Source organism: Rhizobium sp. Root708 (assembly GCF_001429725.1).
GTDB lineage: Bacteria > Pseudomonadota > Alphaproteobacteria > Rhizobiales > Rhizobiaceae > Rhizobium.
Window position 1 is genome coordinate 140,059 of sequence record NZ_LMHV01000041.1, and the last position, 24,440, is coordinate 164,498.

Sequence of the window (24,440 nt, forward strand, 5' to 3'; positions counted from 1 at the left end):
CAAATATTTTGTGCGTTATTTGATATTTGTTCGTATATCGCACATTGAAGCACTGAGTTTGCGGGCCAGCGAGCTGATCGCTTACCTTCGAACGACTGCTGGCTAGTTCACACGGGAATGAATGCGCCGTGACAGGCTCGCGGCAATTCCCACGGGAACCGTTCCGGCAAGCATCCTTCGCGCAGCAATCGCACCGGCTTTCCAGTTGTCGTTGGGTGTCTCGCTTTTTCGGCTATCTCATCAAGCGACTGGTCCGGCTCTCTTGCAGCAGCCGGACCAGTCGATTCGTTAGCGGATCCAGAAGGTCATGCTGCCGTCGGCGGCCTGCTCGACGTTGACCACGTTGTCGACGGCGATGCCCTTGGAGGCAAGCTTCTCGGAAAGCGGCTTGTTGGACTTGATGGCGGCCTGGATGTGCTGGACACCTTCCGTGGTGCGCGGTGCTGCGGTATCCTCCGCGTCCGGCTGATCCTTCTGGTTCTGATAGTCGTTGAGATACTTGACGTCGAAGCCCTGGTCGAAAGTCGCCAGCGTCTTTTCGATCTGCGGGCCGTCGTTCATCGCGAGGCTGTCGGCGTAGCTGGCGCTCGCGAAAGCAAGCGTGGAGAAAGCGGCAGCGATTGCGAAGCTTGAAATGCGGTTCATGGTTTTATCCTTTCGATCAAGGGCGCTGCGGGTTTCCGCCAGCGCTGCAAACAACGATGTTTATTCAGTCAACCGCTCTGTGGGCGGCTCGTAAAACCTATGTTCCGGACGAGAGCGCTGAAATCATACTCAAGTGCTTTCGCGCCTATCCTTTGGTTTGGGGAGTTCATTTTCAGCGGTCTATTCAGCCGGCGACGACGAGGCATCGATCGGCCTGCCGCGGCAAAATCGCGAACCTCATCGCTATTGGGGAAGGAGCCAAATCGGCCGGACCCAGGGAGTGACCGCTGACGCGTAAACCAATGGGTAGGCTTCCGATCCAACAGTATAGCATTGGGCCTTAGTGGAAGATGCCATGCTCTCGTTGTTCAAAACAAATCGAGAGAGTGGACATGAGATCGAGGAAAGATTTTCGCAACATTATAGCAGCAACCGTTCTCACTCTGGGTGCAGTTCCCTTGATCGCTTCGTGCACGACAGTGGCAGACAAGGGCCAGAGCCGGGAGGATCGATTGGCGGCAGCGGGCTTCGTCGCACGCCCGGCCAATACACCCGAACGCGAAGCCATGTTGAAGCGGCTTCCGCCGAACAAACTCCTTATCCTGGCGCGTGGAAAGACCGTGAACTACGTGTATGCGGACCCGAAGAACTGCGACTGCCTCTATGTCGGATCATCGCAGGCCTATGGGCGCTATCAAAAGACGCGGATCCAGGAAAAGATCGCGAACCGGCAGTTGCAGGCGGCCCAGACTTACGCCGATACGAGCTGGGATTGGTCGAGATGGGGGTCCGACATCGCAAACTTCGACGGCCCTTTCGGACCGGACATTGATTGGTATTAACGACATAGCGCTGGAAAGGATCTGATCCTATCCAGCGCTCCGTTGCCGGCATTCCATGCTGGCGGTGAACTCAGTTCACGGACCGGACCGTGCCCCCGTCGACGCGGAGTGTCGCACCACTGATGTAGCCAGCGTGAACGCTCGCCAGATAGGTAACCGCGCCGGCGATTTCCTCGGGGCGTCCCAATCGGCCAATGTCGTTCGGGACCATATCGTTCACACAACCACGTTCAATCTCATCCCAACTGTCACCCCAACCGTGGCTGGGGGCGATCTTCTCAAGCAGGTCCTTCACTGCGGGCACGAGAATGGCGCCGGGCGAAACGATGTTCGACGTTACGCCGGTATCCTTCAACCGACGCGCCAGCGAAACCGCAAGATTATGACGAGCGGCAAGCGATGCTTCGTAGTCCGGCTGCATGGGAATGGGCTGGCTCGCCAGGCCTCCGCCGATCTGAATGACCCTGCCCCATCCACGTTTGACCATCGCCGGAACAAGCTGTTGAATCATGCGGACACCGGACAGCACGTTGATCTGATAGGTCTCTGCCCATATGTCCGGTGTCGCTGAGTGCCAATCCAGATGATGGTAGTGACCGGCATTGTTGACGAGAATGTCGATGTCGCCGCCTGCCAATGCCTGATTGGCCACGGTATCGGCGCCTTCATCGTTTGCGAGATCACCGATCGCAACGTCGGCCCGCCCGCCGGCTTCACGAATCTCCTTCGCCACCGCATTCGCGCGAGCCGCATCCCGACCATGAACGACGACCGCCGCTCCTTCAGCGGCAAGCATCTTTGCAGTTGCCTCGCCCAGTCCGGCGGACGAACCGGTGACAAGCGCTCTTTTCCCTGTGAGGTGCATATCCATTCAATTTCTCCACGGTAACACTCTTGGATACCGAAGAAGTAAGCGATATGAATTATCCTGTTTAGACTGCTCAATCGGGATGAGTTATGCCGAAATTCCGTACAATTCAGTCGAGTGGTTTTACGGAACTAAGGGCTGCGATCACCGTGGCAGAGTGCCTTAGCTTTCGCGCCGCAGCAGACGCGCTTGGGATGTCGGCGACCGCACTCAGCAGCAACGTTCGCATGCTTGAAAATCGCCTCGGCATCCGCCTGTTCAACCGCACGACACGCAGCGTCTCACTGACATCCGCCGGCGAGGAATTCATCCGCAGGGTGGCCCCGTCTCTCAACGAGATCGAGCGCGCCATGGACGCGGCCGGAAGCCACGGGACGACGCCGAGCGGCACTCTTCGCATCAACAGTTCGGTCACCGCGGCCCATGAGATCTTGTCGCCGCTATTGCGCGACTACCTCGGCAAATACCCTGATGTGCACGTGGAAGTGACGACCGAAACGCGTCTCGTCGACGTGGTCCTAGAAGGTTGCGATGTGGGTATCAGGCTCGCCGAGTCTATTCCGGCCGACATGGTCGCCGTGCCGCTCCCATTTAATCTCGATTTCTGCGTTGTCGGATCTCCCGAATATCTGGACAGCAACCCCGCTCCCCAAAAGCCCGCGGATCTGATCGACCACGCCTGCATAAAGGCAGCCATACCGAACGGGAGCACATATCGCTGGGAGTTCGAGGAGCAGGGACGAGCCCACGCGGTCGAAGTCCACGGCTCCCTGACGCTAGACGACCAAAATCTGATGCTGAAGGCAGCCCTTGACGGGATGGGCCTCGCCTACATTTCGAAGGCGGTTGCCCGGGAAGCAGTCGATCTGGGACGGCTCCGTTACGTCCTCGACGATTGGATGCCCAAACACTCACGTCTCTGTCTCTACTATCCCAGGAATCGAAATCCGTCGGCCGCTCTCAGGGCGTTGATCAGCCAAATCCGGGCTGAACCCGATCGTTCCTGAGTGCCCGATCAAGAAGTGGGGTACCGCGACTGCTTACAAATGAAACGCGTTACTCGCGTTCTGATGTCGACGCGACATAAGCTGGAAGCATCCTGTCTCGGCCGGGCTCTTGATGATGGCCGCGGACCAGGAGAACGCTTTTGAGAATACTGATTGTTGGAGCAGGCATTGCCGGTCTCGCCGCGGCCCGCGCTTTGGAAATACACGGTCATCGGGTCAACATCGTCGAGCGTCACACCGAGTCTCCCGTCGCCGGGCAAAGTATCTTCCTCCTCGGAAACGCGATGCGCGCGCTCGGCGATTTGGGGCTGCAGGAGCAGGTCCGCGCACAGGCTTGTCCAATCGGCGCGCAAACGATCATGTCATCCCGAGGCAAGGTCCTGAATCATGTCGTTACAAATGATCTCTGGGACTCCTGCGGGCCGTGTGTCGCACTCCATCGCCGCGCGCTCATCGAGGTAATCCAACAATCGCTCGCCAACACTCAGATCGACTTTGGAACCTCGGTAATACACACGATTTCGAGGCCGGAGTGCCGTGAGGTCTACTTCTCCGACGGTCGCGTGCAGGAATATGATCTCGTGATCGGGGCGGACGGGCTTCGTTCATCGATCCGCGCTTCTGCCTTTCCGGAGAGTGTGCCCAAGCCAACCGGCCTGTTCGCATGGCGCCTTTTGACGCAAAACAGGTACGGGATCGAAGGGTGGACGGCGATGCTCGGCGCGGGCAAAACGCTTCTCGCCATACCGCTGAACGATTCAGAGCTTTATCTCTACGCGGATTCTTTCGCCAAGGACTTTGGCGACGGTTCGATTTCCGCTCTCAAGGCAGCATTCCGGGATTTCGCCTCACCCCTTGGCCCGATCGTCGCAAATCTGTCGGATGTCATCGACGCGCATCGATCAGCGATCGAGGAAGTTCCCTTCAGTACGTTTATCGCCGGCCGGCTCGCCCTGATTGGAGACGCCGCCCATGCTTCATCTCCCAGCATGGCGCAAGGCGCTGGGATGGCGATAGAGGACGCAGTCGTCCTGGCGGAATGCATCTCTCGACCTCAGCCCGTGACGAGCGCCTTGTCGCAATTTCACGAGTTGCGCAAGCATCGCGTTGCGTGGGTTCAGAAGCAGAGCCGCAATCGCGACAGACTGAGAACAGCCCCCGATCTTGTCCGGAACATGCTTCTCGGTGTTCTCGGCAACCGCTTGTACCATGTCGCCTACGACTCCCTGATCGAACCGTTCCCTCGCTGACACTGGCAACACGAACGCATCTTTGCGACGCAGCGCTGACGCCCAGCGCCTCCCGCGCTCACGTGTGAAAAGGGCTGGTTTGAACAAGAAGCCGAACCGGACGCGAGAACAGTTGGCGCCCGCCGGACACGCAAGAAATAACCCTCGCAACTCGGGTCGGTTCGTCGAGGACAATTGCATCTGAAACCCGCATCTCTGGATTCGAAATTCGGCTCTTTTGCTCGCCCTCCATCGTTACATTGCCAACATGAACTGGAGGGCGCCATGCATCTGAGAGCGAATGAGCTTTATTCCGAGCTCCATGAGTCAATCGGACAGTTCACCGACACCTGGGAAAAAATTGTCTTCGATTATGGCGCTGGCGCGGTCTGGAATCAGAACGGTCTGGCCCGGCGGTGGGCAGATAGCGACTTTCGCCTATTCAACTCGATCACGCTCGTCGAACCGGTCTTCAAGAAAGAGGCACTTACACAACGGCTTCTCGCAGGACGCGAGTATATGGAGCGGCGAACGAGACCAGGCTACTTCTGGCTCTTCGAGGAGCTTCTGACAGTGGAGCTACGTCATCAGCTCCCCGCCCTTGCCCGTGAGGTTGGACTTGAGGTCGCAGAAACAGCCTACGGCATGGCGAGCAACTGGATACCTCAAGCGCCGCCATCGCACCCATCGCTTACATTCGTTCGCGTGGCGAGCGAGCAGCACCTCCTGGCCTATGCCGACATCAATTCAGCCGCCTATGGCCTGCCGAGCGAAAGCGGACGAGACGGGATCTCTCGTTCCATGCTGTTGCGTGAAGATGCGTTCGCGTATCTGGCGCTGAAAGATGGCGTACCGGTCTCTACGGCGGCCGCAATCGAGACAAACGATCGGCTGGTTATCGCACTGGTCGCGACCAAGCCAGGCTTGCAGCGACGTGGATTCGCCGAGGCGACGGTCAAGAAGGCCTTATACGAAGGACATCGCGCGGCCGGCCTCACACGGTCGGTCCTTCACGCTTCCGAGGGAGCACGACCGCTGTACGAGCGGCTTGGCTACCATTGCACCTCGACGATACGGCTTCTCGCCCGCAAGGGGTAATTTGCCTCGCCTGGCACATACGATCCCTTGCGGCCGAGCCGACAGCCTTGGGAATAGTCGGTATGCGAGAGGATGCCGGTTGCGGCCTCGTACTCGCAACAGGCACGCCTGCCGCTGATCCATAACACCGATCAAAGCCACCGTTGATCGCCTGGCAGTGTGGATATCGTATCTGACGCAATCGCCGCCGCCGGATCAAATACGGACCCGCATGATTTCGACCGAACGCAAGCAGCACCAACAACGCGACAGCAGTGGCGTGCGCGTAGTCATTCGCCCAGTTTCCACCGGCGGCGGCGAATGCTCCGGCTATCCCCAGAAACACCGGCACATTGTACCGAAGAATGTATGGGCGTTATTTTGCGACATGCATATTCAATATCATCTTCCAAGGGACATAACGGGGATACAACGCGGAGGTCTTCTAGTTCTGTTAGTTGAACAAACCGGAGACTGCTCATGCCAGATACAATCAACCATCAGCGACGAGGCTTGCTCGGTGCTGCCGCACTAACTGTTGCCGCGGTCGAATTCGGCCTTATCGGTTCGGCAAAAGCCCAGACACAGGGAACAGCCGACGCAGCAGCGGCTGTCAAACCCGGCTCCCACACGTCGTTTGAGGCATTGAAGCAGGTAAAGACGAAAGTGTTGGACATCGGTTACGCCGAAGCCGGCCCAGCGGACGGTCCTGTTGCCCTACTGCTGCATGGCTGGCCCTATGATATCTACAGCTATGTCGATGTCGCTCCCATTCTCGCGGCGGCCGGCTACCGGGTTATCATTCCCTATCTGCGTGGCTATGGAACAACCCGCTTTCTCTCGAAGAACGCCTTCCGCAATGCACAGCAAGCCGCCCTTGCTGTCGATATGATCGAGTTCATGGACGCGCTGAAGATCAAGGAAGCCGTCGTCGGCGGGTTCGATTGGGGCGCCCGGACCGTAAACATCATGGCGGCTCTCTGGCCTGAGCGATGCAAGGGCATGGTGTCCGTCAGCGGCTATCTGATCGGCAGCCAGGAAGCGAACAAGAAGCCGCTCCCCCCGCAAGCCGAACTCGCCTGGTGGTACCAGTACTATTTTGCGACGGAGCGCGGCCGCGAAGGCTACGACAAATACAGACACGACTTCGCAAAGCTCATCTGGAAGCTGGCTTCGCCGGACTGGCACTTCGACGACGCGACGTTCGATCGCTCAGCAACGGCGCTCGAGAACGAGGACAATGTGGCGATCACCATCGACAACTACCGTTGGCGGTTGGGTCTCGCGGAAAGCCAGCGGGAGTACGACGCCCTGGAAAGAAAGCTTGCCGCATCCCCAACCATCGGCATCCCGACGATTACCATGGAAGGCGATGCCAACGGTGCGCCGCATCCCGCGCCGGCAAGTTATGCCGGAAAATTCACGGGCAAGTACGAGCATCGTGATGTGACCGGCGGGATTGGTCACAACCTGCCGCAGGAAGCCCCGCAAGCCTTCGCACAGGCTATGCTGGACGTAACGCGCCTCTAATCGCAGAAACCGGCTGCCGAACTCTCGTTTCGGCAGCCGGATAGCCGCTCAAGCGCGGATGTCTGCGCGTCCTTGTTGATCGCATCAGAGACGCGACTGCTGCTCATACCAGAGATGCAAGCGCTACCGCTGAGAGCGGCGACCGCTACAAGAGAATTCCTCTACGCTTGGATACACTCAGCAGCTTTGCCGGAAATATACGAGATACGTCCCTGCGTCAGAATCGGAACTGTAAAGACGTGTCGCATCCCGCGACCCGATAAAGGACGTGCCCCATGACGACGATCGACAAAGTGCTCTATACCGCCAAAACACACGTGACCGGAGGTCGCGACGGTTTTGCGAGGAGCAGTGACGAGCAGCTTGTGATCAGGCTCTCGCCTCCCGGCAGCAATCACGCCGGCACCAATCCCGAGCAGCTTTTCGCGGCTGGCTGGTCGGCCTGCTTCATTGGCGCAATGAGCCATGCTGCGGCGAAGCGCGATATCAAGATTCCGGCCGATACCGCCGTGGACGCGGAAGTTGACCTCGGAATGACAAACGGCGGCTATCTGCTTCAGGCAAGATTGCGCGTCACTCTACCTGGCCTTGATGGCGAAACCGCTCGCAGCCTTGTCGCCGAGGCGCATCAGAATTGCCCATACTCCAAAGCAACCCGCGGCAACATCACCGTCGAGATATCAGTCGTTTGATCCAGCGCGAACCCACCCCGTTGACAAAGGGAGGGGCATTACCCTCCCGAGGAGTTGATATGAAAGCAGCAATTATTGCCATTCTTGTCGCCAGCGTACTCGCAGCGCCATGCATATACGAGATCAGTTCGAAAGAACCATCCCCACTCGTGGGCCTCATCGACGCCTCGCGCCTCGGTCAGGAGCCATTACCAACGACCGGTCCATGAGCTCGAATAAGGGGTCCTATTGTTGGTTCGTGTTTCAGGCGAAAGCGACCAAGTAGTTGAGCCGTACGCCGGCACGGATTGGCCTTCGCGCAGACGGTGGCCGATCCGCAAAGTCATGACATTGAAGGCGAGTGTTTGGCGCCGGATGATGGACATCGCACAAATAGCTCTGACCACGCCAGCAGAGCCGGTGCAGAGCTCAAGAGGCCATGAACAATAGCGGCGACCGTCGCTGGAAACACGGCGGCATGATCCCGGGTATCTCCACCACATGCGCCATTCGAGAACCGCTCAGACGGTCCTTTGATTGGCGGGTACGCGCGACTGATTGACGTGGGCAGAGAAGACATAACCTTCGCTCCGCACGGTCTTGATGTAGGCGGGATCGCGGGCGTCGTCATTCAGTCTCTGGCGGAGCCGGCTGACGAGCAAGTCGATAGAGCGGTCGAAAACATCCGCGTCCTTGCCTTGGCTGAGATATAGAAGTTGATCGCGGCTGAGCACGCGATGCGCGTGATCCAGAAACACCTTGAGAAGCCGATACTCCCCTCCGCTGAGCGCAACCGACGTTCCTCCCTTATCGAAGAGACGACGGGCAGCGGTATCAAGCATCCATTTCCCAAAGGCCACTACATCGGGCAGCCCCGCCTCGCTCAAGTTCGGCGGCATCATTCGCGCGCGCCGCAGGATTGCATTGATGCGTGCCAATAGCTCACGAGCGGAAAACGGCTTCGTCAGGTAGTCATCCGCTCCCATCTCAAGCCCAAGGATTCTATCCGCATCATCCGATCTCGAGGTAAGCATGATGATCGGTAGCGAACGTTCCTTCATCGAGCGCAATTCCCTGCAGAGCTCGAGCCCGTCATCTCCCGGCATCATGATATCAAGAACGATCAAATCGAATGCGTTTGCTTCCAGGTGGCCGCGCATCTGACGACCGTCGGCGGCCGCCGTTATGCGGAATCCGTTCTTTCTAAGGTAATCAGATATGAGTTCGCGGATATCACGGTCATCATCCACGACAAGTATGTGATCGATGTGGTCCATATTCGCCTCTAGTTTATTCTTCTGAAATCGCGGAATTGCTACGCTGTCTAAAATCCCTGGGCACAGCGCTCATCCATGTTTTGGATCATCGTTGCTCTGCTCAATCGCGTCCTCGAAGGGCATCTCCCGGCGAAACTTTTTGATTCCGGAAGCAACGTCTTCCATCAATGCAGGAAACTTCCCGCGGCCGAATAGCAGTACGACGATTGCGAGGACGATTAGCCAGTGCCAGGCGCTGAACGATCCCATATATGCCTCCATAGGCTCAACGATCGACGATATTCAGATTACAATCCGTTGGTTTTGGAAGGACTGTTCTGTCGGGAACATTGGTGCCCCGCATGTCAGCTTCCATCGGTGATAAAACAGCACCGATGTATCGCGGCTATGTCCGCAAGCTTATCGAATTGAAGGCTATTGTAGCTGCCGTTGGGTTGGACACATTGAGATACAATGTCGAGTATAACCATCTCGGACGCGGCACCGATCGGTGCAAGTTTCACGCATAATCCGGTAGTCTGAAAAGTGCCATAATGTTCATCGCCAGCGCGGCTGCCGACTTCTTGCGCCCGGCCCCATGCTCTGCGGCCACCCCTGCGCTCTTTCAAACTGCTGTGTTATCGGAATGCCGCTAGGAACGGCGGCAATTCCGGCTGTTGGACGGACTACTGCGCGTACCGAGTGAAGACGTAGTCATGGTCTTTCACTCTCGATTCGTGACACGCCAGGCAGGTTTCGTGCTGAGCCACATCGACAGGTTTGCCGTCGATGAAACGTCCAAATCCCCACCCATGGCTGTCGGGATACTTCTTCGAATCCTTCACCATCACCTGGACAGTCGTCGGGGCACCCGGCACCGTCGCCGGCGGAAATTCCGTGGATTGCTTCCGCTTGTAGGCAAGCTTGACGAGGATGGAGCCATCCGGGAACGGCAGCGTCCCACTCTTGTAGGCATCGATGGCGATATCGTTTGCGAGCACCGCCCGCAACTCATCCAACGGCGGCGCTTCCTGGGCTGGAGCGACAAACTTCCAGTCGCGATAGCCTTCAGGGATCGTGACGCCGTAAATCGGCGAAGCATTGGCGGAAGGTGCTTCCGTGGCCTCGGAGTAGGATACCGCGACTGCAAAACCGGCAGCCGCAACGGCAACCGCACCAAGAATAGCAAGCTTCATTCCACACTCCTACGGTGATCAGGCTTCTCGAAGAAGATCACCGGTGAATGTATCTGTCGGATTTCCGCTGCCCGCCGTTTTGTATCCGTGTGTACGTCGCGTGCGATTGGCTTAGGCGAAGCTATTGGCCGTCAGGGCTTGTCCCTGTTGCGGGGATCCAACTGGAAGATCAGCCACATCCCTCCCGCGATCAAGAAGACACTGAACACGTTCCAGACGAAAAAAACCGGCAGACCGAATACGGTTCCATCGGTATTGCAGGCAATGCTGCCCGCAAAAACGATCGCCACCATGATGAAAACGATCACTCCTCTCACAGTCGCCTCCAATGCACGTGTTTCGCTGGAGCCATTTTGAAAGCTACCTGTAGTTCGTGGACGAGACGGGACGCTGCGCCGTCGCGACACTGACGAGCAACGCCACCAGCACGTTCAACGTCAACGCTATGAATCCGGTATTGACCTGCTTGATCATGACGGGAGCACCGGGAAAGAAACTCGAAATGGTCAGGCCGGTTGTTACGACCACGCCGACAGTGCCGACCCCAACGATAATGCCGGCCGCCGCCCCCTCCTTCGTGAAGGGATTCCTGGGCAACAAACTGGCGAAGAGCGCGGGAAACAGTTGGGTCACGATGCTGTAGCCCATGATCAGGATGGCGACGATACTTTCTCCCCCGACAAGGGTGAAGTAGACAGCAACGGTGCTGATCAAGACGACAGACAGGCGCGCGGACGTCGTTGCGCCTTTATCGGACATAGCGGGTGCCAGGCGTTTGACGATATTGGTCGATATCAGTGTCGAGCCGACGATCAGGATCGTCGAACCGGGAACTAGTGCGGTGAGAACTCCCGCAGCTCCGATGACACCGACGAACCACGGATCGAAGGTCTTGATGGACAGTTTCAGGAGAGCGAGATCTATCTCGCCGCCTTGCAGTCCGGGCACCTGCAAAACGGCAGCAAACCCCACCAGCATCGCGAACAGCATAACCAGGGCGTAAAGCGGCATAAAGACGGCGTTTCGCCGAAACGCGGCGTCTGTTTTCGAGGTGTAGACCGACGAGAATGTGTGCGGCCACATGTATAGACCGAGGGCGGACAGAGCGATCGTGCTACAGTACCAAACGATCGTTTCCCCGGCATCCGGCAGCGAGAGAAATCCCGGCTTCGCGATCTCGATCTGCGCAAACATTTCGCCGATGCCACCGTAGTAGTGATAGGGAAGATAGATTCCCAGAAACGCGCAGATCACCCAGGTCGTGCCGTCTTTGACTGTCGCCGCCCAGGCCGATCCCCGCATGCCGGATGCGATCACGTATAACGCCATAACCGCCGCCCCGACGATGATTGCGACCGCATGGGGTATTTTACCGTCCGACACCGTCTCCGCTATGATGCCCAATCCTTTCAGCTGCAGGATCAGGTAGGGAATCAAAGCAACCAAGCCGACGATCGTTACCAACAGCCCCAGACCGGAACTCTGGTACTTCTGCTCGAAAAAATCCGGTTGGGTGACTAACCTTCTCTGACTGGCGAAGCGCCAGATCGGAGGCAGCAACCAGTACGAGGAAATGAACGCCAAGCAGGTGTAGGTTAAAATGTAGAACGCGGCCCCGCCCTTCCCGTAGGCGAATCCGCTGGCTCCGAGGAACGTGAATGTCGTGTAAATCTCGCCAGCCATAAGGACGAAGACGAGCAGGGCTCCAAAGCGTCTTCCGCCGAGCGCCCACTGTTCGAGACTGATAGGCCGTTGGGCTCGTCCCAGATAGCCTACGAGCATGATGCCAGCAGTGATTCCGAAAACGAAGAGGAGCGCGATGTTCATGTCCGCAGCTCCAAGGCAGAACTTTGCGTGCTTTCACGACAGCTGAAAAGCCAGCCAATAATTGCCTTCAATCTCGCCGCTTTCGCATTATCGATCGCTCGGATTATGGACAGTGTTCCTCCGGGCGGACCATCGAAACGCAGCAACAGGCCACCGTCGGTCACTCTCTGTTTTCTCATGATCTGCTTTGATGTTCAGGCGCTCCAACCAGTTGCAACCGTATCGCCTCGGTAACCGGCTGACCAGCGCCATTGAGGCCGGTCGCGCGTCTATCGTCTTACGATCGTAATAATCACAGCCAGCCTGTTACGATTAAAATCAGAATGGTCACTTCTGCAACAGAACCCTCACCTTCGGCCTGCAGGTCTCGGCAGGGAAAACGGGTGCGCCGACACATATCGTCGGCAGAATGCAGCCCCTGTTCATCGTTGAACGGAAAAAGAGATGGCTCGAATTATCATCGTCGGAAACGGCAGAGTTGACAGAAGGTTTGCTTCCACAATTGATGCGGCAGATCTGGTCGTGCGTTTGGACGACTGCCGATCGCAAGGGGTTGCCGGAACAAGGACCGATATCGTGGCGGTTCGCAATTTCGGGCAACCGGCAAGATCGGTGCTTGAATCGCGGAAATGGCAATCCCAGCCTGCCGTTCAGCAGGCAACCGAGATCTGGGGCCTCAACGATCCGAAGAAGTTCAACGCGATACGGCCGCTGGTGGCGGTGTTGCATCCGGAATTGCGCGACTTTTGCGACGACCACTCAGGCGAATTTGATCGACTGTGTGCCGCGACTTCAAAGGTCTTTCGTGTGGTCGATGAACGGCTGCATGATTGGGTCGACGACGCTCTTCGCTTCTATGGCCCTGGACCCTACCTGGTGCCGAGCAGCGAGATTATTCTGGTCGCCGCCGTTCTCGACAGGTTCTCTGGGGCTAACGTGACCATCGTAGGCCTTGAGCACTCCGGCCCCCCATACCATCCATTCGCTGCCGAACGACGACTTGTCGACGAATATGTTGCGGTAGGAAAGCTCAGACGACTGGCGTTTGCCCCACATCGCTGGCCAAAATCCGCGCAGGTCGCCGAGAGCCATTGGTAGCGACCTCATCCGATGGCTGCCGCTTTCTCCGTGTCAGAAAATTGCATTTGTAACAAAGCTTTGCCGATTGAAACGCATTTGAAATTTGGCGGCGTGATACGAAAAATTCGAACTGCAACTCACGCGATCAAGCGACAGTATCGCTGAATATGTGGTACGCAATGCCGGATCAACGACTGCCGCCCCAGGGGGAAACGTGAAACACATTCTCGTCGTCGACGATGACAGCAAGCTTCGCGGTCTTCTCATCGATTACCTGTCCCAGCACGCTTTCAGGGTCACCGGGGTCAAGGATAGCCATCAACTCGGGCAGGTGCTGCAAGCCGAGCCCGTGGACCTCATTATCGTCGATCTGAACCTCGGCCACGAAGATGGCCTCGAGATTGTCCGCACGCTGTCCGGGAGGTCTGATGCTCCCATCATCATCATCAGCGGCGATCGGCTCGAAGAGACCGACAAAGTCGTCGGGCTGGAACTCGGTGCGTCCGACTATGTGACAAAGCCATTTGGACTGCGCGAATTCCTTGCGCGCGTCCGCGCCGCGCTCAGAGTTCGTCCCGTGGTTACCGATCGCAGGGAACGAAAGATCTACGCCTTCGACAAGTGGACATTGAACGTCAAGAAGCGACAGCTGATGTCGGCGGAGGAGAGCGAAGTCAAGCTGACGGCGGGTGAATTCAATCTCTTGATCGCCTTCCTCGATGCGCCGCGCCAGGTTCTGTCGCGAGAGCAGCTGCTTTCCGCCAGCCGTGTTCACGACGAGGAAATCTTCGATCGGAGCATCGACGTCCTAATTCTCAGGCTGCGCCGTAAATTGGAGACCGATCCCTCGACACCAAAGCTCATCCGCACCGAACGAGGCGCCGGGTACATTTTCGATAGCGACGTGGCTATCGAGGCTAGAAGGCGCCAGAGATAGGCGCCCTCGTCGGCTTCTATCTGTCGACGGAAGCCTAGCGTTCGCCGTGTGATCAACTATACCAACGTATCGGTTGTGCGGTATCGGCCTGGGGTTCCAATATGACTGCGTATATGTTTTAGGCGTTTCGAAGAATCCGCGTGAAAGCCCGTGCAGCGAGCCGCACCTGCTCCCTTGCCCACGACCGGACCCAGTTGGTTAGACGATGGAAATAAGCCCACGACCGCCAAGGCGGCGAGCAACGGTTGAATTATGGCGCATAGCCGTACTCGTCGTGGGAGCTCTTTGCTTCGCCTTGCTTGCCCTCGGTCGCGTTCCGTCCCGAGATACCCATGAGGCTATCCTCACGTCGCTGCGCGCGATCGACGTGAACCATGCGTCCCTCCAGCGTGACGTTCTGCAGGCCAGGGCCGGCCTCCTTAGAAGCTACGACCCCTTGGTAAGATCCATCTCGGATCTGCGCGCCACCGTGAACCGACTGAGATCGGTATTCCCCGAGAGCGGCGTGGAAAACATTCCGGCCCTCACCATGGAATTGAATGCCCTGTCGGGGTCGATCGATCGTGACGAAGAGCTGGTAGAGCGTTTCAGAAAGGACAACACACTCCTGCAGACCTCGCTCACTGCAGCCAATCAACTGCTCACCGAACTTCACGAAAGCAACGACCCCGCCATCAAGGAGGCGGTCGGTAGGTCCGTCGATCTTGGCAATCTGATGATGCGGTTTACCACCGAGCCGAACGAGAGATTGGCGCGTGCAATCCAGGACAAATTAGGCGCAATGCTTCGGTCCGATAAAGCCGTTGATCCGAGCATCGTTTCGTATGTCGCCCAGGCACGCACAATCCTGACCGCACTTCCGGCCGTGGACGATACGATCCAGGCCATACAGGCGTCGAAGACATCCTACGAAGCGCAGATACTTCAGAAGCAATATCTGGATGCTTACGGCTTGATCAGCGTCCGATCGTCGTGGAGCCGGACATTGCTCGGCTCCATCTCGGTCTTCCTGTGCATCTACATCGGCATCCTCGTTTACCGCTTGCGGGCGCAAACCCACCGGCTGACGCAGCAATTGGATCTCGAAACGTTGACGGCGGACATAAGGCGACGGTTCGGTGACGATACCGACGACGTTTCGGCACCTCTTGTCGATTGCCTGTCGATCGTCGCCGACTTCTTCGATGCCAGCAGATACAGCTTCTTTATCGTCGACAGCAGAACGAAGATGATCATGTCGAGCTATGGAGAAACGGACCAATCCGCTTTGGCTCCTCTTCTTCAGCGGCACTCCGAACAAATTTCGACGGCAACGATGAAGGAGCAGCTCCACTGGGACCGCTTCTACTACCACAACCTGCAGCAATCGGAGATTCTGGCATTTCCCGAGGGGGCGATGAGTGCCGGTTCGGTTGTCGCCGCCAGCATAGACGCCGACTCTGTTGCGCTGATGTTTCTTGAACACAAGGACCTCCGCAGCAAGCCCGGCGGAGACGAAATCCGTCTTCTTGGCCACGCAATCATCACGCTGGCACAATGCATAAAGGGCCAGCGTGAACGAAGGGAGCGGCGGCAGCTGGAGGCCAGGCTCGAACATTCTCAGCGTCTTGAAGCATTGGGCACATTGGCTGGCGGCATTGCTCACGAATTCAACAACACCTTGGGTGCGATCATGGGCTACGGCGAGATGGCGCTCCACCTCAACAATCGCACCTCTCGCACACGGCAGTATCTGCAGGAAATTGTTTCGAGCGGACATCGCGCGAAACATATCATCGATCAAATTCTGACCTTCAGCCGCAAACGAGAGCGAGTAAGTCGACCCTTCGACTTGAAGGAAGCGATCGATGACATTGTGCCGTTGGTGCAGATGTCTATTCCGGCGGGAATATCCGTAACCGCAGCGATCGCCGACGAGATGCCGGCCATTGTCGGCAATCCGCTGGAGCTGCAACAGGCCATCATGAACCTGTGCATGAATGCGGCGCAGGCGTCCGGAGAAGAAGGACGCATTCGGCTCACGGCCGAGCGGATAGAGATCGCCGGAGATACGCCGCTCTCACACGATGTGCTTCCTCGCGGACGATACATAATGATTGATGTCACCGACAACGGAAGCGGCATTGCGCCTGGCCTTCTGCGCCATGTTTTCGAACCTTTCTTCACGACCAAATCGAAATCCGGCGGGACCGGCTTGGGTCTGGCGGCTGTTCACGGCTACGTCACCGGGATGAATGGGAGAATCCATGTCGAGAGCACGCCGGCGACGGGAACGACCTTCAAGCTCTATTTTCCGTTTACAGCGGAAAACCCCGTTCCACTCGCCCAGTTCTTCGATGAGCGAACTGTCCCACTTGGCGACGGGCAAGTGGTTGCGTTGGCGCAAAGAGACCAAAGCCTACGGCTGATGTTCGAGGAGAAAATTGCAGCACTTGGATACGAGCCGGTCGGATTTTCAAACCTCGCCGCCCTGCGGAAATGGATCGCAGACGGTGAGCGGCATCCTGACCTGATCGTCTTCGACCTGGATATTTGGCAGTCCCCGCCGGACCTGGAAGCAGTGGCTCAGGAATATCCGTTTGGCTCGACACTTTTCCTCACCGATCCGGCGCGCGACGGACTGGATCCAAGGCGCTTTCCGAGTGTTCCAACCCTGCGAAAACCTGTCAGCGCGAACAGTCTCGCGACCACGCTTTCGAGGCTGATCGAGACCAAGATGGTGGCGATCGATTCAAGATCGGAAGGCTGAGACGACCGTGGCGCCGTCAGTCCGCGCCGTAGCGAAGAACGTCGGGCTTCGCCAGAAAATAGATACCGAGACAAACCGCAAGGACGCTGATCGCGAGGAGATAAAAGACGTGCGACTGAGGGTGGAGGTTCAACAGCATGGCGATCATCAGCGGTGTCGTACCGCCGGCAACCGCATAGGTGACGTTATAGGAAAACGACACTCCTGAGAAACGCACTGCGGGCGGAAAGCACGACACCATCGCAACGGGAACGCCAGCAATGATTGCGCCGCAAAATCCAATCAGGGCGCTCAGTGCATAGACATATGACGGCTCGACCATGGCAACGCTGAAAAACGCGCAACCGCCAACAGCCAAGAGCCCTCCCCCCAAAAGGAAAAACCAGCCAGCCCCGACCCGATCGTAGACCAGCCCTCCAACCATGACGCCGACTCCCAGAAAGATCGAACTGGTCGTCGTCGAGATCATCGCTGTTGACCGCTCGAAATGATGAGCGCCTTGAAGGATCGTTGGAACCATCAGCGTCAAAATCACCACGGAGCCCGAGAGGATCCAGGTGCAAATAGCGGAGATAGCCACTCCACGAAGATGGGTGCGAATGACCACACCGATCGGAAGCTCGGGAACCAGGACCCTTCGCGCTCGCAGCGCGACGAAGATGGGGGTCTCATGGAGCATCCGCCGCAGTCGAACAGCGACAAAGCCAAACACCCCTCCGAGGAGGAAAGGTATGCGCCATCCGAAGTCCAGCATGGACGCCGGAGACAGGACCAGGGAAAGCAGACCGGACAGCCCAGCTCCAACAAACACACCCACGCTCAACCCGGCGCAAACAAGCGCGCACGCAACCGCCCTGCGGTTATGGGGAACGTGCTCGGCGACAAAGATCCACGCGCCGGGAACCTCCCCCCCAATGGCGATGCCTTGTGTAATCCTCAGCACGACCAAAAGAACAGGAGCCACTGGGCCGATCATCTTATAGGTCGGCAACAGGCCAACACCGAGCGTCGAAGCGGCCATGAGAAGAATTGAAAAGGCGAACACCCTTTTCCTGCCGAACAGGTCGCCGAAATGCGCGAGAACAATGCCGCCCAGCGGACGAAAAACATATCCGGTGGCGAAGATCCCGAAGGTCTGCATGGTAGCCAACCATCGCGGAAGACCCGGAGGAAAGAAAAGTACGCTTATGATGTCCGCAAAAAAAACGAATATAACAAAATCATAGAACTCGAGCGCTCCGCCGGCTGCTGCTATTCCAAGCATGCGAACCACGCTGCGCGGTTCCTGTTCGTGTTGAGACGAGACCTCCCGGCTGGCAGAGGTGTGAGCATCATGCTGGGTCAATGTAGCGAGGCCATAAGAATTGTATCGAAGTTTCAGAGGTCCTAATATTGAACCGCCGCCAATGTAAGCCGAATTCTGATTACATCTGAAAGAGAGCAACCGGGGGGCGGTGAAGCGTGTCTCGACACCTGCACCGAGGTGGCCCGATCGTTTCTCTCAAGCTGACGCCAGAGCAGCTTCCGAACGCGGAGTTTCCAACGCTTGCGGGGCGGTGGCCGATAGTATCAACTCGGCAATCAACCCGCCGCCGGCCCGCCGACGAAGGTTGAAATTCGCACCCAGGCTGGCAGTAAGTTGCTGAGCAATTGCCAGACCGAGGCCTGTCCCCTGGACCTGGCCCGTCGCCGACTGCGCGCCTCTCACAAAGGGCTTCTTGACCCTCTCGAGCAGTTCCTCCGCTATACCGGGGCCACGGTCCAACACCGAAATCACGATTTTGCCGTTGTCTTTGTGCTCAACACGCACTTCGGCAGCGCCGGAAAACTTGAGCGCATTGTCGACGAAATTCGTGAGCGCGCGCCGCAACGCCTGAGGCCGGGTCATGATCACGCCGCCCACATTGCCGATAAGGCTCACGGCGCGCTCGGTTTCCTGATAGTCCGTGACAAGGCAATCGATGAATGCGTGCAGATCAACGGACTTGATTTCCTCCTGCCTCACATGCGCATTTCGCGCATAGGCCATTCCCTCTCTGATCAGCCGTTCAGTTTCATCAAGATCTCGCAAGAACTTCTCCCTATCCGGAAACGTGTTTGCCAGCTCTGCTCGAAGTCGCATCCGGGTGATCGGTGTCTGCATGTCATGAGAGAAGGCGGAGAGCATTTGAATCCGCTCGTCCATATGGCCTCGCATGCGGCGACGCATCGTATTGAATGCCCTCGCCATGGCAGCCACCTCGGGTGGTCCATTCTCTTCCAGTTCATGGCCGAGACGTTCAGGCCCCAATGCACTGACGGCTGAGGTGATTTGCGACAGTGGCCTGATTGTCGTGCGGATCACATAAGCGAACATCAGACCGATCAGCAGCAGAAGAACGATATGGCTTCCCACCATTGCCGTCAGCGGATCGACAGTCGCTGCCGGAAATTCCAGCCGCGCAAAAGACGGCACAGGGGCCGCGATTGCATCGAACTCCGGACGATCAGCTTCGGCCCGTTGGAACAATCCGGCTGGGAAACGCTCCGGCATGCGCTGGGATTGATACCTGGGATCGAGGACCATTTGATCGGTGAGTGCGGCATACTCTACAGGCGTCGCCCTTTCCAATTGCGGATCGCGACGCTCATGCAAGGTCCCCCGCATCTGGTACACGCCGAGTGCGAGTGCTCCGTGCGCCAGCAATACTCCCGCCATCGTTACGAATATCAGTCGGTCCCGCATAGTGCTGAGCCTGGGCCTGACACTCGGTTTAGGGAAACCGTGCATTCGAGAATCTGAAAATCGGCTGGCCATCGGAATCTCTGTGGTTGCTTTACTGACGTGTCGGGCTGCTATCCCCGAGGGCATCCTTTGAAGCCCTCGATCGAGGTCAGTAGTGCGTTCCCAAAGCCATGCTTTCGTTTCAGATCCGGTCGGATGTATTTCGTCTGTAATGAGGGGTTTATTCCGAGGCGACACCCGGAGGATCGCCGGCGTTTGTATCCTCGTATGTCGTGGCCGCCGAAACTTACACGACATTGCAAAAACTGCGGTCTTCCGAAATTCACCAGATACATACGGGGCCAACGATCCGGGACAAACAAAGTCTCGGAGATTGGCGATGAAGCAACGTTGGTTGGTAACTGGAAGCTCCAAGGGTCTTGGCCGTGCGCTCGTCCACGCCGCCTTGGAAAGCGGACATCATGTTGTTGCGACCGCTCGCGACACCGATGGGTTCGCGGATCTGTCGCTCAAGTACGGCGATCGAGTGATGATCCTGCGCTTGGACGTGACGAACGCCGACGAAGTTTCCGCAACTGTCGAGAGAGCTGTCGATCAATTCGGCGGGCTCGATGTTGTCGTCAACAATGCGGGATACGGCACGATCAATTCCATCGAAGATGCGACGCTGGCAGATATACGAAATGAGATCGAAACGAACCTGTTCGGGACCATCATGGTCGCCAAGGCGGTGATCCCGGTTTTCCGAGAACAGCGCAGTGGCCATTTCATCAACTTTTCCTCGGTGGGCGGACGCCTCGGAGCACCGGGTCGTGGTGCTTACTCCGCCTCGAAATGGGGTGTGGAAGGTTTCTCGGAGGTCCTCGCCGGCGAAATGGCTCTGTTTGGCGTCAAGGTGACGATCATCGAGCCGGGTGGCTTCAGAACGGACTTCGCAGGCGCCTCGACCACGCTGAATTTCGGACGTCCAGAATACGATCAGGTCGTCGGCGCTGCCGCCAGAACACAGCGCGCCTATGACGGACGCCAACCCGGCGATCCTCAGAAGGCCGCTCAGGCGATCTTGCAAGTCGCTCGAGCCAATGCACCCCCGCTCAGGCTCGCGCTGGGAAGCGACGCCGTAAAAGCAATCCGCGCTGCAAGCCAGCGGCGGCAGATTGAGCTCGATGGCTGGGAGGAGCTCAGCCTTTCCACCGACTTCGAGCAAGTTCGCACGCCTCAAAAGACGAATTGACTTCGGCGATCACCCCTCCTCGCGCCGAAGTCGCGGATCGCCCTCCGATCCGCCAAGGGCCGCCTCTCCTCCCCCCTCAAGAGGCGGCCCTTGTTTATTTCCGCCACACCGGTCCCTAAGGCGCCGACTGAAATCCGACAAAACGAAATGACCGATGTCTTGATCGAAATGGGTTGAAGAAATGGCTATCGGCTTTGACGGGTTCTTTGCGAGACATGAGGCGGAACACCATGACCTGGTTTTCGGCGGTCTGTCTCTCCTGATCGGTTCAGCGGTATTTGCCGTCGATATGTTTACAGGGATCGAGGGTGCCGTCGCGGTCCTCTATTCGATGGCCCTTCTGTTCGCCGCCCAGGCCGCCAGTCGCAAAGCGTTAGTGGCGCTGTCTGCGATTTTCATCGCGCTTACCCTTTTCGCGTTCTTCTTTGGCCACGGTCCCGATCCCGACATGCAGGCATTCTTGCGGCTTGTCGTCGCCTTGGCCTCGCTTGGGGTAACGACAGCGTTGCTCGTCCGAAATGACCAGGCAAGGGCGGAGCTGTTGCGGATGAATTTCGCCCTTCGTGAAAGCGAAACGCGCTATCGCTCGATCTTCCACGGGACAAGGGTTGCTCTTTGGGAGCGTGACTATTCGCGCTTGCGCCACCATCTCGTCTCGCTGAAAGCGCGGGGCATCAGCGACGTCAAGCTTTACGCACGCGACAACCCGGAATTCATTCGGGACTGCATCGAGATGATCGAGATCGTCGCGGCCAATGCCGCCGCGAATGACTTGCTGGGAACACCGCCCGATCACCCCTCCAGCTGCGCGATGGCCGGCTACATTCCGCCAGAGAGCGCGGCAATCACCGAGGTGCTTCAAGCGATCATGGATGGCGCCTCTCATCTTGAACACAGTGCGGAAGTCATCAGCGAGAACGGCGAGACGAAGTCCGTTCTGCTCAGCATCGGTTTTCCCGACGATACGTCTGCGTTCAACCGTGTCGTCGTCAGTATGGTCGATGTCACGCAGAGGGAAGAGGCGCGCAAGACGCTGGCAGAGGCTCAGGCGGAGCTTAGCCGAGCATCGAAGGCAGCAACCGTCGGGGTTCTTTCCGCATCCCTTGCGCACGAACTCAACCAACCGCTCGGCGCAGTGGTGGTGAACTCGCAGACGCTGCTCAGGTGGCTGGCAAAAGACCCGCCGGATCTTGACGCGGCACGTCGCTCCGCGGAGCGCATCCTGCGTGACGGCAACCGCGCAAGCGACATCATCAAGAACACCCGGTCAATGCTATCAGCGACTCCGCCTGAGGCTGAGCATATCGATCTCAACGCCCTTCTCAGCGAAACCCTGACATTGATGGAGCATGATCTTCAGCGGGAACGCACCGCCGTCGAAATTATCCAGGACGAGGAGATCTCTCCGGTATCCGGCATCAAGATCGAGATGCAGCAAGTCCTGATAAACCTCATCTCCAACGCGGCTCATGCGATCGCCGCCGCCGCTGCAAAGCGAAGGCTCGTGACGATCACGTTAAGAAATGAAGCAGATGGAGAGCACGTTCTGATCTCCGTCCGCGACACCGGAAACGGCCTGGACCTGGAATCCACGCAGAAAATATTCATGCCATTCTTCACGACAAAAAAGAACGGAATGGGCATGGGCCTGTCGATCTGCAGGACCGCTATCGAGGCCAGAGGAGGAACGCTCGAGGCGCGCAACCATCCCGAGGGAGGCGCAGTGTTTGAGATCCGGCTGCCCAAGGAGAAAGCTGATGCCTGAATCGACCGCACCGGTGCGCGGCACCCGCGACCCAATCATCAATATCGTCGAGGACGACGTCTCAATGCGTGAGTCGTTGATCGATCTATTCCAATCGATGAACCTTCAGGCGACCGCATTTGCGAGCCCGGAGGAATTTCTTGAACGTGCGGAACTTGCCCGACCCGGCTGCATCGTTCTCGATGTCAGGCTTCCAGGGCTCAACGGGCTGGATCTCCAGGAACATCTTGAGCGAAACGGCAGCATACTCCCGATCGTGTTTATGACCGGATTTGGCGATATCTCGATGAGCGTCAGGGCAATGAAAGCCGGCGCGATCGATTTCCTGACAAAGCCATTCCGAGATCAGGATATGCTGGACTCGGTGCTGGCGGCGATCGAGCAGGATTCAGTCCGCCGCAAGAAGATGTGCGACGTTGATCGCTTCAGTTCTCGGATGGACACTCTGTCTCCCCGGGAGCGAGACGTCCTGGAGGCGGTTGTTGAGGGGCTGATGAACAAGCAAATTGCCTACAAGCTCGGGATCAGCGAAATCACTGTAAAGCTGCACCGCGCGAGCATGATGAAGAAGATGGAGGTGACCTCTGTCGCTGAACTGGTTCGTGCCAACGAGCGCGTGAGCCGTCATCGGGCGCTGAAGAAGCAAGCAGACGACAAGCGCCCGGCAAACAGCGCGTTGCGCAGCGGGCAAGGCGATATAGCACTGCCTCCCCGCGGTTAATGTTAGGATGAAACGGTCGGCGCTCATCTCAACAGAAGCTCTCAACGCAGGATGCCATCGTGTGCGTAGGCGTGCCCACTCGTCCACGCTCGCGGATGTGCCGTCTACGCGGGTCTTGCACACAGGCTGGATTGATATCCGTGGCCTATCCGCGAGCGAGCTCAATCCCACCGGATTTCCTTGATGAGATCTACGAAGGCGCGGAGTTTTGCGGGGATATGACGCCGGCCGGGGTAATAAAGGCATAGTCCCGGATAGGGCGACGTCCAGTCTGACAGGATCCGCACGAGGCGTCCGGAAGCGAGGTCCTCGCCTACCTGCCACTCGTTGAGATAGGCAATGCCTGCACCCGCTCTTGTCGCTTGCAGCATTATGTCGCTCTCGTCGAGAACGAGCCGGCCTGGGACGTTCATCGTGAATGTCTCCCCGCGCCGCTCGAACTCCCAATGATATATTTCCCCGCTCGCCATGCGGCCTCGGATGCACTCATGATTTTGCAAATCGGCAGGAACGCGCGGTTGGCCGTGTGCGGCGAAATACTCGGGCGACGCAACGATCGCGGGCCGGACGAAGCGGCTGATCGGAACCACAATCATGTCCGGCGGAACAGCTTCCAATATACGGATACCCGCATCGAAACCCCGAGCATTGATGTCCACCAATGCACCTTCCGTGACGATCTCCAGCGACATCTTCGGGTGACGGCGCAGATATTCCAGCACGAGCTGAGAGAGGACCATACGAGCAGCGCCGAGCGATGTGTTGATCCGCAGTATTCCGGTCGGCTCGGCACGATGTTCATCCGCAAGATCAAGCGCATTACGGATGGCTGCCAATGCCGGCGTGATCTCGGCAACGAACTGCTCTCCTGCCGAGGATAACGCCACACTGCGCGTCGTGCGATTGAAGAGACGCACGCCGATCCGCGCCTCCAACGCTCCTATTTGCTGGCTAAGAGCCGACGCCGATATTCCAAGTTCGCGCGCCGCGGCGCGGAATCCGCCATGTGCCGCGACCGTCATGACCGCCTCCAGCTCCGCCAGGGTCCCACGCATCATTGTCCGTAATTCCTTATCGGCTT

22 protein-coding genes are annotated in these 24,440 nt (G+C 57.8%); 12 read left to right on the forward strand and 10 right to left on the reverse strand.

What is annotated here, in order from left to right:
- Positions 1-288: 288 nt before the first annotated feature.
- Positions 289-645, reverse strand: coding sequence for a hypothetical protein (locus ASE04_RS21660; protein ID WP_156408857.1), 357 nt, complete (start codon positions 643-645; stop codon positions 289-291).
- 392 nt (positions 646-1,037) lie between these two features.
- Here ASE04_RS21660 and ASE04_RS21670 point away from each other — a divergent pair, with 392 nt between their 5' ends.
- Positions 1,038-1,487, forward strand: a complete 450-nt coding sequence (locus ASE04_RS21670; RefSeq protein WP_156408858.1) for a hypothetical protein — start codon at positions 1,038-1,040, stop codon at positions 1,485-1,487.
- Between the two features lie 70 nt (positions 1,488-1,557).
- Here the strand turns inward: ASE04_RS21670 and ASE04_RS21675 are convergent, their stop codons facing one another.
- A complete protein-coding gene (locus ASE04_RS21675; protein WP_056821820.1) occupies positions 1,558-2,358 on the reverse strand; it encodes an SDR family NAD(P)-dependent oxidoreductase in 801 nt (266 codons plus the stop codon).
- Positions 2,359-2,444: 86 nt separating this feature from the next.
- On the opposite strand from ASE04_RS21675, the gene ASE04_RS21680 reads away from it, so the two are divergent.
- The 5 genes from ASE04_RS21680 (at position 2,445) to ASE04_RS21700 (ending at position 7,890) form a co-directional block, all read left to right on the forward strand.
- Positions 2,445-3,362, forward strand: coding sequence for a LysR family transcriptional regulator (locus tag ASE04_RS21680; RefSeq protein WP_056821821.1), 918 nt, complete (start codon positions 2,445-2,447; stop codon positions 3,360-3,362).
- Between the two features lie 140 nt (positions 3,363-3,502).
- Complete coding sequence (locus ASE04_RS21685; protein ID WP_056821822.1) at positions 3,503-4,612, forward strand: FAD-dependent monooxygenase; 1,110 nt, start codon at positions 3,503-3,505, stop codon at positions 4,610-4,612.
- Positions 4,613-4,876: 264 nt separating this feature from the next.
- Positions 4,877-5,689: a GNAT family N-acetyltransferase gene (locus ASE04_RS21690; RefSeq protein WP_056821823.1), complete on the forward strand. Its 813-nt coding sequence runs from the start codon at positions 4,877-4,879 to the stop codon at positions 5,687-5,689.
- A gap of 459 nt (positions 5,690-6,148) precedes the next feature.
- Positions 6,149-7,198 carry an alpha/beta hydrolase gene (locus ASE04_RS21695; RefSeq protein WP_056821824.1) on the forward strand — a complete coding sequence of 350 codons (1,050 nt, stop codon included), beginning with the start codon at positions 6,149-6,151 and terminating at the stop codon, positions 7,196-7,198.
- A 275-nt stretch (positions 7,199-7,473) separates the two neighbouring features.
- Positions 7,474-7,890, forward strand: a complete 417-nt coding sequence (locus ASE04_RS21700; protein WP_056821829.1) for an organic hydroperoxide resistance protein — start codon at positions 7,474-7,476, stop codon at positions 7,888-7,890.
- 500 nt (positions 7,891-8,390) lie between these two features.
- Here ASE04_RS21700 and ASE04_RS21705 read toward each other — a convergent pair whose 3' ends face one another.
- From ASE04_RS21705 to ASE04_RS21720, 5 genes are all read right to left on the reverse strand, one after another.
- Positions 8,391-9,146 carry a response regulator gene (locus tag ASE04_RS21705; RefSeq protein WP_056821831.1) on the reverse strand — a complete coding sequence of 252 codons (756 nt, stop codon included), beginning with the start codon at positions 9,144-9,146 and terminating at the stop codon, positions 8,391-8,393.
- Positions 9,147-9,215: 69 nt separating this feature from the next.
- A complete protein-coding gene (tatA, locus tag ASE04_RS21710; protein WP_056821833.1) occupies positions 9,216-9,395 on the reverse strand; it encodes a twin-arginine translocase TatA/TatE family subunit in 180 nt (59 codons plus the stop codon).
- 416 nt (positions 9,396-9,811) lie between these two features.
- Positions 9,812-10,321 (reverse strand): cytochrome P460 family protein, encoded by a 510-nt coding sequence (locus tag ASE04_RS21715; RefSeq protein WP_056821835.1) that lies wholly within the window; start codon positions 10,319-10,321, stop codon positions 9,812-9,814.
- 131 nt (positions 10,322-10,452) lie between these two features.
- Positions 10,453-10,614, reverse strand: coding sequence for a hypothetical protein (locus ASE04_RS31265; protein ID WP_200960756.1), 162 nt, complete (start codon positions 10,612-10,614; stop codon positions 10,453-10,455).
- Between the two features lie 67 nt (positions 10,615-10,681).
- Positions 10,682-12,148, reverse strand: coding sequence for a sodium:solute symporter family protein (locus ASE04_RS21720; RefSeq protein ID WP_056821837.1), 1,467 nt, complete (start codon positions 12,146-12,148; stop codon positions 10,682-10,684).
- Positions 12,149-12,592: 444 nt separating this feature from the next.
- Here ASE04_RS21720 and ASE04_RS21725 point away from each other — a divergent pair, with 444 nt between their 5' ends.
- The 3 genes from ASE04_RS21725 to ASE04_RS21735 all read left to right on the forward strand — a co-directional run bounded on the left by ASE04_RS21725 (position 12,593) and on the right by ASE04_RS21735 (position 16,914).
- A complete protein-coding gene (locus ASE04_RS21725) occupies positions 12,593-13,246 on the forward strand; it encodes a hypothetical protein (protein ID WP_056821839.1) in 654 nt (217 codons plus the stop codon).
- 196 nt (positions 13,247-13,442) lie between these two features.
- Complete coding sequence (locus ASE04_RS21730; RefSeq protein WP_056821841.1) at positions 13,443-14,165, forward strand: response regulator; 723 nt, start codon at positions 13,443-13,445, stop codon at positions 14,163-14,165.
- Between the two features lie 205 nt (positions 14,166-14,370).
- Positions 14,371-16,914, forward strand: a complete 2,544-nt coding sequence (locus ASE04_RS21735) for a two-component system VirA-like sensor kinase (RefSeq protein WP_056821842.1) — start codon at positions 14,371-14,373, stop codon at positions 16,912-16,914.
- A gap of 16 nt (positions 16,915-16,930) precedes the next feature.
- On the opposite strand, the gene ASE04_RS21740 is transcribed toward ASE04_RS21735, so the two are convergent.
- Both ASE04_RS21740 and ASE04_RS21745 read right to left on the reverse strand, forming a co-directional pair.
- On the reverse strand, positions 16,931-18,358 hold the full coding sequence (locus ASE04_RS21740) for an MFS transporter (RefSeq protein ID WP_244490469.1): 1,428 nt from the start codon (positions 18,356-18,358) through the stop codon (positions 16,931-16,933).
- A 57-nt stretch (positions 18,359-18,415) separates the two neighbouring features.
- Positions 18,416-19,711, reverse strand: coding sequence for an ATP-binding protein (locus ASE04_RS21745; protein WP_162260543.1), 1,296 nt, complete (start codon positions 19,709-19,711; stop codon positions 18,416-18,418).
- A 307-nt stretch (positions 19,712-20,018) separates the two neighbouring features.
- On the opposite strand from ASE04_RS21745, the gene ASE04_RS21750 reads away from it, so the two are divergent.
- From ASE04_RS21750 to ASE04_RS21760, 3 genes are all read left to right on the forward strand, one after another.
- Complete coding sequence (locus ASE04_RS21750; protein ID WP_056821849.1) at positions 20,019-20,873, forward strand: oxidoreductase; 855 nt, start codon at positions 20,019-20,021, stop codon at positions 20,871-20,873.
- A gap of 181 nt (positions 20,874-21,054) precedes the next feature.
- Positions 21,055-22,638 carry a sensor histidine kinase gene (locus ASE04_RS21755; RefSeq protein ID WP_056821850.1) on the forward strand — a complete coding sequence of 528 codons (1,584 nt, stop codon included), beginning with the start codon at positions 21,055-21,057 and terminating at the stop codon, positions 22,636-22,638.
- The gene (locus ASE04_RS21760; protein ID WP_082597430.1) at positions 22,631-23,359 is read left to right on the forward strand and encodes a response regulator transcription factor; all 729 of its coding nucleotides are present in this window, start codon (positions 22,631-22,633) and stop codon (positions 23,357-23,359) included. The genes ASE04_RS21755 and ASE04_RS21760 overlap by 8 nt, the downstream gene beginning before the upstream one ends.
- 161 nt (positions 23,360-23,520) lie before the next feature.
- Here ASE04_RS21760 and ASE04_RS21765 read toward each other — a convergent pair whose 3' ends face one another.
- Entirely contained in the window at positions 23,521-24,414 is an 894-nt protein-coding gene (locus ASE04_RS21765) for a LysR family transcriptional regulator (RefSeq protein WP_200960760.1), read from the reverse strand.
- Positions 24,415-24,440: the final 26 nt, after the last annotated feature.